At 46.1% G+C, this 12,931-nt stretch carries 11 protein-coding genes; all 11 read right to left on the bottom strand.

The features are described 5' to 3' along the window. Window positions 1-695 (bottom strand): PAS domain-containing protein (locus LLG96_07385; protein MCE5250027.1); only part of this gene is annotated, 695 nt, incomplete at its 3' end. Continuing rightward, a complete protein-coding gene (locus tag LLG96_07380; GenBank protein ID MCE5250026.1) occupies window positions 692-1,717 on the bottom strand; it encodes an ATP-binding protein in 1,026 nt (341 codons plus the stop codon). The genes LLG96_07380 and LLG96_07385, both read right to left, overlap by 4 nt. Then, a complete protein-coding gene (locus LLG96_07375; protein MCE5250025.1) occupies window positions 1,674-2,120 on the bottom strand; it encodes an anti-sigma regulatory factor in 447 nt (148 codons plus the stop codon). Before LLG96_07375 ends, LLG96_07380 begins: the two co-directional genes overlap by 44 nt. After that, on the bottom strand, window positions 2,113-2,502 hold the full coding sequence (locus LLG96_07370) for an STAS domain-containing protein (GenBank protein ID MCE5250024.1): 390 nt from the start codon (window positions 2,500-2,502) through the stop codon (window positions 2,113-2,115). The genes LLG96_07375 and LLG96_07370 overlap by 8 nt, the downstream gene beginning before the upstream one ends. 18 nt (window positions 2,503-2,520) lie before the next feature. Continuing rightward, entirely contained in the window at window positions 2,521-3,783 is a 1,263-nt protein-coding gene (locus tag LLG96_07365) for an STAS domain-containing protein (protein MCE5250023.1), read from the bottom strand. Window position 3,784: 1 nt separating this feature from the next. Then, window positions 3,785-4,693, bottom strand: a complete 909-nt coding sequence (locus LLG96_07360; protein ID MCE5250022.1) for a PAS domain-containing protein — start codon at window positions 4,691-4,693, stop codon at window positions 3,785-3,787. Between the two features lie 18 nt (window positions 4,694-4,711). Beyond that, a complete protein-coding gene (locus LLG96_07355; GenBank protein MCE5250021.1) occupies window positions 4,712-5,134 on the bottom strand; it encodes a response regulator transcription factor in 423 nt (140 codons plus the stop codon). A 255-nt stretch (window positions 5,135-5,389) separates the two neighbouring features. Continuing rightward, the gene (locus tag LLG96_07350; protein ID MCE5250020.1) at window positions 5,390-6,034 is read right to left on the bottom strand and encodes a response regulator transcription factor; all 645 of its coding nucleotides are present in this window, start codon (window positions 6,032-6,034) and stop codon (window positions 5,390-5,392) included. Next, window positions 6,031-8,721, bottom strand: coding sequence for a PAS domain S-box protein (locus LLG96_07345; GenBank protein MCE5250019.1), 2,691 nt, complete (start codon window positions 8,719-8,721; stop codon window positions 6,031-6,033). Before LLG96_07345 ends, LLG96_07350 begins: the two co-directional genes overlap by 4 nt. Window positions 8,722-10,256: 1,535 nt before the next feature. Then, window positions 10,257-11,651 (bottom strand): efflux transporter outer membrane subunit, encoded by a 1,395-nt coding sequence (locus LLG96_07340; GenBank protein MCE5250018.1) that lies wholly within the window; start codon window positions 11,649-11,651, stop codon window positions 10,257-10,259. Between the two features lie 65 nt (window positions 11,652-11,716). Next, window positions 11,717-12,931, bottom strand: a 1,215-nt coding sequence (locus tag LLG96_07335; protein MCE5250017.1) for an efflux RND transporter permease subunit, incomplete at its 5' end; no start/stop codon positions are given.

Here is a 12,931-nt window from a genome sequence, read left to right as displayed (position 1 = left end):
TTAATTGGATTTTGGGTTAATGCATTCATGCATAATTCGCACAAGTTTTCGGGCAGATGCTGCCCAATGCCGCTTTTCCATGATTTCAGAAGATTCATTGCAGGAGTATTTGCATAGATGACAGACCCATCGGGAGTGACACGCATCACTGGGTTTGGATTTTCGGCAGGGAATTTTGCAAGTTTCCTTATTTCTTCTTCGGCCAGCCTGCGCTCGGTAATATCGATTGAAAGGATACAGATACCTTCGGGAACGGAATATATACCTAGTTCAAACCATGATTGTGAGTTATCGGGATATATAAATTCATTCTCGATACTGCAGGATGTCTGTTCCTCCATACAGCGCTTTAATACGGCAAACATATCCGTTTTTTCGATGCCGGGATAACATTCCATCATTGTATGTCCCAAAAGTTCTTCCTTTGACTTTTTTCCATGAACGGCAGAAGCATCGTTAACGTAAAGATAACGCCAATCATAGGCGATAATCTGGCAGCCTTCCAGCATACTGTTGAGAGTATTACGGTAGCGCGCTTCGCTTGCACTGAGCGCGGATGTACGTTCATCTATTCTTTTTTCCAGTTCCAGGTCCAACGCTGTCATACCCCTGTTCATCTCCATTAATTCTTCATGGAGCAGAGTGATGGTCTTGCGCGCTTCTTCGAGCTGCTGCCTGAGGCTTTTTGTACTCATGATATGCGGTCCTTTACGATAACAATAGTGGCATCGTCATTGTCTCTGGCAAGCGACCTCAGCAGATTTTGGGCAATAGTTGCTGCTGGCTCTGCCCTGAGCCCGGGGAAATCGTCCCATCGCCAGTGCGACCGTATCCCGTCGGAATAAAGGGCCATGAGAGAACCGACACTCCATGTATGCTCGGTAACAACCGGTTTCACAGACTTTAAACCGATAATGCCGCGTCGAACGACAAAATTCACGGGCTCGGCACAGCCCAAAAATTTTACATCGATATTTCCCAGAGAGGCATAAGTCAGTTTCTCACGTCCCCAGTCAAACTTCGCAAGAGCCATGACAACCCCTCTTGTGGCGCGGCATGAACGCTCGACACCTCTGAATAATTCTTCGAAGGATTGATCATAATGTGTTTCCACATACTGACGGGCTTTTTCAGAAGCGCGGTGCGCAAACTGGCCGTGACCGAGTCCATCGATAACACCGGCAAGCAGATTTTCATCCCATTTTTTGATTACATATGCATCGCCATTTACATCCATTCTAGGGTACATCCGTGTCGCGGCGCCAACATCAAGAGGACAAGCCTTCATGCTCTGGTTTTCATTTTTTAACCGCCGCGTGCACACTATATATGTACCGGCGTTCTTACCGATGTCCGATGTGATATTAAACTCATCCATCAACCGGTTGACGGTTCCCAGTCCATATCCCAGACTGCCTGCCGTCGAATAACCGTCCCCAATAGCCTGTTCGACATCGACAATACCGGGGCCGGTATCCCGGGACTCGATTTTTATTCCGGGAGGTCCATTTTCATCGAGCGGCGTAAGCGTCAGCGTCCCGTTTCGGGCATATTTGATAAGATTTGCAGCAAGCTCGCTTATGACGATGACGATTTCTTCAGATACTTTTTCATCAAAACCGATGGACAATGCCATGGTTTTTGTAATTCGGCGCGCTTCTGCCGCTTCACTGCTATGCGATATGTTTATTATTTCCTGCCGCACCGGATTGTTCATATTGTTTTTTCAACCATTTCCGAACCGTCACCGTCGTGCCTTTCCCGACCTGTGACTGAATTTCCAGTTCTCCCATGAGCCGTTTTGATCCGGGTAAACCAAGCCCCATACCTTTACCGGTCGTATAACCCATCTCCATCGCCTGATCGATATCTTCAATTCCCGGTCCCTGGTCGATAAAGATCAATTCAATGCCGATGCTATCGGATATTTCAAGGATATGCCAGAGCATGTCTCCATGTCCGGCATAATGGTATACGTTCCTTGCCAGCTCGGAAGCCGCGGTAACAATCCTGGTGACATCTGTAATGCCAAATCCGCATTCGCAGGAGATTTCACGGACTGTCTTTCGAACAGCGACTATATCACCCTCTGATTCAATTTTTACTGTGCCCTCAGGCATTACTGTCATGAACATTACCCCCATCACCGCCATTCGAAAGTATCTTCAGCGCCCTGTCCACATCGAGAGCGGTTTGAATATTCCCGAGTGTCAGACCCAGTTGAGTTGCGGTAATGGCAACATCGGGCTGCATTCCCGCGATTATCGTGCGCCCTCCCATCAGTTTGAACATCTGGGCTGTCTCGACGATCGTCCGGGCGAAAAAGGAATCGAATGTCATAACCGTCGAGATATCAAGAATCAATCCTTTCGCTTCGTAGGTCTCCATCGTATGGAGTACCTTGTCCTGAAGAAGTGAAATCGTATCATCATCAGGATCGGGAGGAACCGTGACAAGTAGCATATCAAATATTTTTACGACCGATAGTTCGATTGATGCCATTATCCGTTCTCCTTTGAATTATTTTTTTGCAATCGATAGATCGAGATAATCAAGAGCAACCTTGAGACCCGCCGACAGGGAGGATTTTGTGATAATATCCGACAGATCGACGCCCAGGTGTACGAGCGTCTGGGCTATTGCGGGACTCACACCGGTCACGATGACCTTTGTGCCTAAAAGAGTCGCCGCAGTGACAGCCTCGATGAGATGATGGGCGGTCTGTGTATCGAGAGCCGGAACTCCGGTAATATCGATCAATCCCACCGGCGAGTTGGTCTGCACGATGGATGTCAGAAAACGATCCATGAACTGTTGAGTCCGCTCGCTGTCGATGGTGCCGATAAGGGGTGCAACGATAATACCGTCCAACACCTTCAGAACAGGTGTCGAGAGCTCGAGAATTTCCCTGGTCTGCATGGATATGACTTCCTCCCGCCTCTTTCCCTCGGCTATTTCGTTCGCGAGCTGCCCGTTTGCCATTTCAAGGTCTTTCACGGTTCCTTCAAGGCGTTCGCGGTGCTCCCGCAGTTCGACCTCGGACTGGCGGAAAACCATGAAGACATAGATGAGCAGAACGAAATACGCCATGTTCCTGACAAAGTGCCAGAGCCACCATTCTATGTCCCATACCGCTGAAAACGGAAAAAGGATAGCCGCCGAGCCGCTCAACAGGCAGAACAGGGTAAAAAACCTTCTTTCTTCGGTTGCCTGATTACGAGAGTGCCAGAAATACAGCCCCGCCAGCAGGAAAAAAACGCCCCCCAGAATATTCATGGCCATGGCGACAGGTGTAAAAGCACCCTCAATTACCATTACAGGAAACGTAGCACGGGAAGACACCGAGAGTATCGCGAGGATGAGGGTGCCAATCGCTGTCACGACAGGCAGGAATCCGGTTTTTGTCGATATGACGGGGTGATCCGACAGCCAGACCATGGCGAACAGAAAACCACCGGCCAGCATTGCTGCGCTGTGCAACCAGACAAACCCCTGCCCCGGATAGACCGAGCCATGGAATCCATCCAGTATGCCCATGCAGATCAGCCCGGATGAGATGAAGACATACGATGGATTTTTCCTGTGTTTAAATTGTAAATAGAGGAGGACAGCCACCGATAAGCCTGCGAATACTCCCATGGTCTCGGTGAACGAGTGGAGAGGTAACTGGGTAAATATCCAATCGGGCAATATGAAAATACATACAATGGTTCCCGTAATCATAGCGATGGAACCATAGTACAGCAGTCGAATAAAACTATCGTCCATACGGGAAGTATCCATATCAACTTCCTTTTTTCGAGGCAATTTCCATATTCAGAAATTCCAGCGCCGTCCGCAAACCCGCCGACAGGGACGATTTTGTGGTAATATCCGTCAGGTCGACACCCAGGTGTACGAGCGTCTGGGCTATAGCAGGGCTCACACCGGTAACGATAACCTTTGTGCCGAGAAGGGTAGCGGCAGTGACAGCCTCGATGAGATGCTGCGCTGTCTGTGTATCGAGCGTGGGCACACCGGTAATATCCATAAGGGCAACCGGTGAGTTCGTCTTCACGATAGTGCCGAGAAAGCGCTCCATAAAGCGCTGGGTACGCTCACTGTCGATAGTGCCGATGAGCGGCGCTACAACCACGCCGTCCATTATCTGGAGAACCGGTGTCGAAAGCTCGAGGATTTCCAGGTTTTGTCTGGATATTATTTCCTCCCGCTGCTTTCCCGCTGATATTTCATTCTTCAGTTGTTCGTTGATTTTTTCCAGAGCTGCTGTTCGTTCCTGTACGAGTTGCTCAAGATGTTCACGGTGTTGAGCCAACTCTGCCTCAGATCGTTTGCGATCAGTAATATCCCAGAAAATTCCCAATACTCCTGTCACCGCACCCTTTTCATTCTTTACAGGCTTTTTTATGGTGTTGACCCAGCGTTCCTCTCCGTCTTGGATATACTTCTCCTCAATTTCCCGTGTTTCACCGGAATCCATGACCTCTTTATCGTCAGCACTGTATTTTTCGGCTAATTCTTTCGGAAATAAATCGAAGTCGGATTTACCGGTTACTTCTTCAGGCAAGAGCCCCAGATCGCTGGCCATGTTCATATTGCAGGAAATCCAGACCGAATTCCTGTCTTTATAGAATACTTTCTGCGGTAGTGTTTCCAAAAGGGTCTTATATTGAGTCTGGCTCTCGTTCATCATTATTGTCCTCCTCGTCAGTTATTTTTTTGCAATTCCCGCAATCCCGGAGCTGATATAGGTATGATTCGCTAAAACCTTACGAATAGCTGTAACAAGTTCTTCTTGAGCACAGTCTTTCAGAATGTAACCGGAAGCTCCCGCATGAAGCATCCGTATCACAAACCGGCTGTCCGAATAAAAGGAAGCGACGATCATTTTGATATCCGGTGTTTTCATGATGCATTGCGATAATTGATGATTGCCAATCAAATCAACTAAATCCGAATCGATGACAATAACATCCGGTTTTAACATGGACAGGAGATGAACAGTCAATTCGCTGTCTTCTGTTTCGGCTATCACGCGCATATCGCTCTCTTTTTCCAGCACCGAACGGTAACAGCTCCGAACATTTCTGTCTGTATCAACCAATACAATAGTTATTGTCTTTTGGGCACACATTTATACTTCGTTTCCAATAAAAGTGAACGAGCTGCCACGCAGCAAGCTACAAGGAATTCTCTCGAATAAAGGTGGGCTGAATAATTGAAATTATTTATTTCATGATATAACAATGCACCGCAAAGATCATGAAAACAATCGGGAAGATTCTGATTGGGAGTAAGGAAAAACCTGATAAGGTATCAGGTGAACACCTGAGAGTGAGAAAGAAAACTGTTTGCGATAGTGGATGATATATCTTTTATTATCAAATTGTTATATGGATATCAACCCTGTGCGTATGGCATATTTGGTAAGATCTACAGGATTATGAATGTTCAGTTTATTCATAACATGCTGACGGTGCGTATCTACGGTTTTCACGCTTATATGCAGTGCTGAAGAAATCTCTTTGGTGTTTTTACCTTGCGCGATCAAGCGCAGTACCTCTCTTTCACGGGGAGTGAGCCGGGTTTTCAACATATCGCTATTACCCGTATTCTTCATATAATCATCAATAAAATTTACAAGCAATTTTTGAGCTATATATTTCTGGTTTGAAGCCACGGAACGGACTGCAGAAAGCATTTCATCGAGGGTGCAATCCTTGACAAGATATCCGGTCGCTCCCGCGTCCAGCATTTCGACGATAAACCGTTTGTCGGCATACATCGACAGCGCGAGTACCCGAATGGAGGGTACTCCGGACAGTATTTCCTTTGTGGCTTCGATGCCGTTCATATCCGGCATTCCGATATCCATTATGATCACATCGGGTTTGAGCTTACAGGCCATCTCTATCGCGGTTCTGCCGCTGTCGGCCTCGCCAACCACATCGAAGTCAGGTTCCTTTTCAAGCAATGCGCGTATGCCATCCCGTAGAATCTTGTGGTCGTCGGCAAGCAGGATTGAAATTTTCATGGCTGCTCCTGTTTTTTCTGTGTTGTCTTTTTTCCCAGCGGCGCAAAAAGAGAAATACAGGTTCCACGACCCGGTTTCGAGTCAATTTCCATACTGCCCCCGAGATGATCCAGCCGCTCATGGATACTGAAAAGGCCAAATCCGCGTTCCAGGTACCGGTTATCCTCCAAACCTTCCTGAAAACCGACGCCGTCATCATCGACAGTAATGCAAAGCGTACCCTTTTCCCTGAAAACGGAAACCTTCACACAACCTGCACAGGCATGCTTGATGACATTCATCAGCAGTTCCCTTGTTGATCGGTACAGAAACCTTTTACTATCATCATCCATGTCTTTTGTCGATGAATCGCTTCTGAAATCGATCACAAGCCCATGGTCTTCCGCCATTTTCTCACAGAGCCATTCAACCGCCGGTTCAAAACCCAGCCTGTCCAGAATGGGGGAGCTCAATTCAAATGTTATCGACCGCGTACATTCGATCGTCTCTTCGAGCAATGTGCGGATTTCTTTATTCAATACCGCTGCCTGTTCAGTATCTTTCAACTCCTGCAGCGTCGCAAGTTTCATTCTGATGACCACAAGCGCCTGGCTGATCATGTCATGGAGATACGCTGCAATCCGCCTGCGCTCGCGGTCTTCGGAAGCGGTCAATTCCAGCGCAAGCGACCGGAGTTTCTTTTTATCCTCCCGGAGCGCTTTCTCTACCCGCTTACGTTCTGTCACATCTCGTGAAATCCCCTGAAATCCTATAATTTTATTCCCTTTGCTTATCCGGGCAGCGCTGGTTTCGAAATACTTCATCGCACCATCTTTAATGATAACCTCAAAGGGGAAATCCTGCAAAGGATCGCCTGTCATGTAAAGCTTGTGGAAAGCATAGATGACTTTTCTGCGCGATTCTTTTATGGTGTAATACCTGAAGTTCATCCCTATCAGCTCAGCCTTGGTGTACCCGGTGAGATACTCTGCCGCTCTGTTTACATTCGTGAAATTACCTTTCAAATCAAGGGTGTAGACAAAATCGGTGGAGTTATCGAACAGATTCCTGTATTTTTCCTCCGAATCTTTGAGCGTTTCCTCTGCCTGCTTGCGCTTGGTGATGTCGCGGATAAATACCGTATACAGTTCATGACCACTTTCTGTAAAATAGCTGCCGGTTATTTCTACAGGAAATATTGTGCCGTCTTTTTTACGGTGAAGACGTGAAACGATTTGTGTTATGCCATCATGAATTGCAGCCGTAGTCTTTTCCGGTTCAGCAGAAACATCATATATGGTCATGCGCAGTAACTCTTCTCTGGAATAACCGTAGAGCTTTGATGCGACAGGATTTGAAGCAAGAATGTTTCCCGTTTTTCTGTCGACAATAAAAATCCCGTCCCATGCATTGTTGAACAGGTTACGGTAGCGTTCCTCGCTCTCGCGCAGCGCCTCCTCGGCGTGTTTACGTTCGGTGATATCGTGCATGGTGGTGATTATACATTGTTCACCGCTGATCTCAATCTCTTCAATAGACATACTGGCCATGTGTATATTCCCGGATTTTGATCTTACCTCCAACTCGAATTCACGTACAAATCCTTGCTTCTTAAATAATGAAACGGCGCGCTGACGGTCTTTCGTACTCAACAAATTCAGCTCGAGTGAACTTTCCCCGAGTACTTCCTCCCGGCTGTATTCAAAAAGACTCTCCCACGCGTCATTGACTTCAAGAATTTTACCGTCAGCGAGCCGGCTGACGATAACCACATTGGGACTGGAGTGGAAGGCTTTTGAGAATTTTTCCTCTGATAGTAATAAAGCCTCTTCCGCCTGCTTTCGCTCGGTGATGTCGCGAGTCGATAATTGAAGAGATATGATTTTCCCCTTTTTGTCGTATTCAAAAGGAGATACTCTCGTTTCATAGAATGACAGCGAACCATCTGGCCCTTTTTGTGAATATTCGTATTTGGTTGTCGTTCCGGTTTCTTTTGAAATCCTTATAGCTTTTCGAACTGATTTAAGCTGATCTTTCGATTCATACCATTCTTCGTCAAAAACATTGCGACCGATGACAATTCCGCTGGTAAAACCCTTATCGAGGCGATTAACATCGAATATTGTCCCATCTCTTTTTATAAACACCAAAAAATCTGGATTGCTTTCAACAGCAGAACGAAATTTTTTTTCGGATTCTCTTAAAGCTTCCTCTATACGTTTACGCTCGGTGATGTCTATTCCCTGTAGTATCCGGTAATCGGTTGTCTTACCATCTTTTATAATATCAATAACATTGAATTCAACGGTGCGTTCTTCTCCGTTTTTCCGTGTTATGATATATTCTTCCGATATCACATCGATTTCTCTCTGTCGCACTCTTCTGCTCAATTCACTGACATGTTTCCGGTATTTTTTATCCGGAAACAGCTTGGGCATCCATGCTTCTCTATCAGGAACTTCCCTGTGAGAATACCCGGACAGCTTTTTCATGGCATTATTATAACGGATAACCTTCTCCTGCGTGCTGATTACAAGAGTTGGTATCGGACTGTGTTCATAGGTCTCCCAAATCTTTGTAATATTTTCTTCATCGGAACATTCTTTCGATTTCCTCTTTCTTCTTTCAGATGTTCCTTCAGCAATTATTTTTCGCAGTTCTTGCAGTTCGGTAATAAGCTGAGCTTTTGTTTTTTTCGTATCTGCCATTATAATAAACCCATGAATACAATCTGTTTTTGTCTTGGAAGAAGAATGTCACTCCACTAGCTATGATACGATAATATCCCATGTTTTAATGAGAAGCCATGGGATAAAGTACGCTTCAAAAAATCGGTCAAATCATGGAATACTTCATAACCTGACCTCAAAATAACTCAGGAGGCGATTCGAATTTGAAATATGGGTACCTTTAATAATTAATTTTGTGGTGAGCGAATTATCAATAAGTTGCATTTATTTCTCAAAGCCCCCTTCCTGCCCTTCGGGCTGGCTGGATATTACTGTGGCGCAACGACTTCCCGTGCCCTCCGGGGAAAAGGGAATGTGGAAAAGGGGGCAGTAGTATAAACCGGAATGACTTGTCAAATACCTTGCATGATAAAGAGAGAAGCACATAATACCATAAATAATGTGATAAACTCAACAGTGTCCGGTTAAATTACATTTCAATTTGTATAATGTATTGTAAACGTTATGGTTTTCAATGAATCTGCACAATTCCCGATGTAATATCTCTTATTATTTACAACAGCCCCCTTCAGCGCTTACGCGCCTGTTTCCCCGGAGGGGGCAACAGATTGTGGTGCTTGCAGTTATGTCCTGCCCTCTTGAGGGGGAAGGATGTCACGAAGTGACAGAAAGGGGGCTTTTTTAAAATTTAACCGGACAGTTCTGTGATAAACCGTGTTTTAATAAAACATTGTATTCTAACCAAGTCAAGCGAAATAGTGAATGAATACTCCCCTTTCTTTTCCTGCCCATTTATTCAACAATTACTATATCTATTAAATAACAATGTGTTATACCATGACAAGCTGTTACCGGAATTCAATTCACAGTGGACACATTGTCATCAGCCTGACAGTACCGCCTTACATTTCCTGGCAGATACACTCTGCCATGTGCCCCAAAAAAACAGCCAAACCATACGATGGTTTTCATCGTATCCGTTCCCCCTCTTCGTCATTTCCTTTCCATCAGAACCTCGTCAATAACCTCCGGAATTTTCGATGGCATAAAATGTGGTTTCGCAGGAGAGAACAAGGCTCCAGGTTTCAACGCCTTTTCGTTTTCTTCGGGACTGGCATCTTTTGAGAGAATTTTCCTCTGTAGGTTTATAATTCTTTGTTTCTCTTGATTGTTTTTACAAGCGACAGCCCATTAACGACAGGTATGACAAACACAGAAGGAAATGAAAAGAACGGCAAACACTGTGATGATTTTCGATAATGAATATTTTTCACAGAGTTATTGCTTCGGTGGTTAAACAGTGACATAAGATTGTGTCATGCCGAACTTGTTTCGGCATCTATTCCAAATATCAGTATCATTATTTATTCGCCGGAGCAGTATTGATACCGCTTATAGCGTACATGTTTTGAGGAAATTGAGGAATAAAAAAAGGTTCATCTGTCTGATAAAAGATGAACCTGCCAGAAATATTAGTATAAAAGAGCGCGATAAAGGAAGAGACTGTCAATGCTGACTTAACATCAGTCTTGGATGATAATGGTATTGCATAATTACTGTTTCCAGCCCCCGCCAAGCGAGCGATAAAGAGAAACGACAGCTCTCAGTTGTTGCTGACGGTCGTTGACACTGCTCAGCCGTGCGGATAACAAGCTCTGTTGAGCATTGAGTACTTCCGTATAGTTTGCGGAGCCGTAGGTAAGCAATTCTTTCGTGTAATCGACCGATTGAATCAACGCCTCGAGCTGCGATCCCCGGAGCTGTGCCTTGCTGACAGAAGACTGGTATGAACCCAGCGCATTCTGAACCTCATTTCCCGCGTTTAACAGAGTACTCTTGAAATTCAGTAAAGCCTCTTCCTGTTGCGCTCTGGCAACTTTCAATCTGGTGATATTTGCTTTTTTATCGAAAACAGGCTGTGCCAGTCCGCCAACAATGTTTGCGGCAAACGAACCCGGATCAAATAATTCATCCAGTTTAACCGCCGCAAGTCCGCTCGATGCGGTAATAGTCAGTGAAGGATAGAAATTTGCATGAGCGTTTTTAGTCATTTCATATGCCTTGATAACCAGGAATTTCGCTTCCATGACATCGGGACGGTTTTCGAGCAGCATGGCCGGAATGCCGATTTTCATAACCGGCACCGGGGGTTGTTTTTCGATTGTTCCCCGTTCGATGGCAGACCCTCCGTTGCGCCCCACGAGGAAGCAAAGCGTATTCTGGGTTTCCAGAATTTCCTGTTGTATATCGGGGATAGTTACTTCGGCGGCATACCGCATCGCTTCACTTTGCATCACCGCGGCGCCGGTTACTTTACCGCTTTCTTTCATCGCTGTCATGGTGGCGACCAGATCGATGTAGTTCTGCACCGTTTCTCTGGTAATCGCCAACTGGGCGTCCAATGCCAGAAGGTGATAGTATGCGCTGGCGATATCGGCTATCAAACGGGTCTGTACCGCTTTTCTGCCCGCATCGGAATAGAGGAAATTGGCGTAATATGCCCGCTTGGTACTTCGCAGCTTACCCCAGATATCCACTTCCCAGCTCGACTCTAATCCCAGTTTATAATAATTACTTTCGCGAGGGCCGTCCGGATTGATCGATTCGGAATTCCGATTATACGTTCCTGCGCCTGCCGCCGTTAAATCCGGCAGTAGCGCAGCCGTGCTCTGTTGAAGATACGCCTCGGCTTCAGCAACTTTCTGTACAGCAATCTGCAGGTCGAAATTGTGCTCAAGCCCCTCTCCGATGAGTTGTTGCAGATGCTCGTCAGCGAACAGCCCGTTCCATGGCATATCCGCCAATGATGTCGTTCCCGTGGACGGTGTATTGCCAAAAAGACCGTCGGTTTCAACAGCCTGAGGCGGCAGGCACCGTGTCGTTCCGCATCCGGCGAGTGCTACGGTTAACGAGAGCGTGAGGAGTATGATTTCATAACGTATTTTCATAAATATTCTTGTCTGTTAAAACATGCAATTGTTCTGCCGATTATCCGGCGTCGGTCATCCCTGTGTTAAGGCTTTCTGAGCATTTCCTGGATATTTTGGAAAATCACAAACAAGACCGGTATAACCAGAATCCCGATCATTGTTCCAACCAGCATACCGCCAACCGCGCCGGCTCCTATGGAATGGTTTCCGTTAGCGCCTATACCGGCGCTGATAACCAACGGAATCAGACTCACGATAAACGAGAACGATGTCATCAGAATCGGGCGTAACCGGGCGGTTGCTCCATTGATTGCCGACTGCACGATGGTCATTCCGGCACGACGGCGCTGCAAAGCGAATTCCACTATCAGAATAGCGTTTTTCGCCAGTAAACCGATGAGCATTATCAAAGAAATCTGGAGATAGATATTGTTTTCCACGCCCATCATCCATGCAAATATGAAAGAGCCCGATATACCGATGGGAAGTGTTAAAATAATGGAGAACGGCAGAATAAAGCTTTCATACTTGGCGCACAGCAAAAAGTAAACGAAAATAAGACTCAGAATAAATATCAGCTTGGACTTGCTTCCCGAGACAATTTCTTCCCGGGTGGAACCTGAAAACTCATATCCATAACCTTGCGGTAATGTTTGCGCAGCGATTTCCTTAACTGCATTGATAGCCTGCCCGGAACTGAATCCCGGATTGGGTCCGCCGTTAACCGAAATCGATGTGTACATATTGAATCGTGTAAGACTCTCCGGGCCATAAACACGTCTGAACGAGATAAACTCCGTAATCGGAGCCATATCGCCTGACGATGTTCGTATGAAAATATTGTTCATGTCTTCCGGGTTGCCGCGATATTGGGGCTCGGATTGCAACAAAACGCGATACTGCTTCCCGAAACGATTGAAGTCCGATGTGTAATACCCTCCGACATATCCCTGCAATGCCGATAATACCGAACTTACGGATAATCCCGACTGCTTGCACCTGTCGGCGTTGACATCGACCTGATATTGCGGGAAATTGGTATTGAAGGCGGTTGTGGCATATTGAATTTCCGGGCGCTTTCGGAGTTCATCCAGAAAACGGTTGGCATTCTGTTCAAATACTTTGATATCGCCGCCTGTTTTATCCTCAAGTTTTAGTTCGAATCCTCCCGCCATACCAAAGCCCGGAATCATACCGGGCGTAAAGAACATGACCCGTGCCTCGTTGAAACCGGCCGTCGCCATATAAAGCCTGCTTATGACGTTATTGATTTCATGTTCTTTCTCTTTTCGTTCCTT

This window comes from bacterium, assembly GCA_021372535.1.
In the GTDB taxonomy this organism is placed as follows: Bacteria; Latescibacterota; Latescibacteria; order Latescibacterales; family Latescibacteraceae; genus JAFGMP01.
Note: the sequence above shows the minus strand (reverse complement) of the source record. Positions and strands in the feature narration are given on the sequence as shown.

Excerpts from the sequence above, each read along its gene's own strand:
- LLG96_07380 (MCE5250026.1), bottom strand. The coding sequence starts at position 1,717 with ATGAACAATCCGGTGCGGCAGGAAATAATAAACATATCGCATAGCAGT.
- LLG96_07375 (MCE5250025.1), bottom strand. The coding sequence starts at position 2,120 with ATGCCTGAGGGCACAGTAAAAATTGAATCAGAGGGTGATATAGTCGCT.
- LLG96_07370 (MCE5250024.1), bottom strand. The coding sequence starts at position 2,502 with ATGGCATCAATCGAACTATCGGTCGTAAAAATATTTGATATGCTACTT.
- LLG96_07365 (MCE5250023.1), bottom strand. The coding sequence starts at position 3,783 with ATGGATACTTCCCGTATGGACGATAGTTTTATTCGACTGCTGTACTAT.
- LLG96_07360 (MCE5250022.1), bottom strand. The coding sequence starts at position 4,693 with ATGATGAACGAGAGCCAGACTCAATATAAGACCCTTTTGGAAACACTA.
- LLG96_07355 (MCE5250021.1), bottom strand. The coding sequence starts at position 5,134 with ATGTGTGCCCAAAAGACAATAACTATTGTATTGGTTGATACAGACAGA.
- LLG96_07350 (MCE5250020.1), bottom strand. The coding sequence starts at position 6,034 with ATGAAAATTTCAATCCTGCTTGCCGACGACCACAAGATTCTACGGGAT.
- LLG96_07345 (MCE5250019.1), bottom strand. The coding sequence starts at position 8,721 with ATGGCAGATACGAAAAAAACAAAAGCTCAGCTTATTACCGAACTGCAA.
- LLG96_07340 (MCE5250018.1), bottom strand. The coding sequence starts at position 11,651 with ATGAAAATACGTTATGAAATCATACTCCTCACGCTCTCGTTAACCGTA.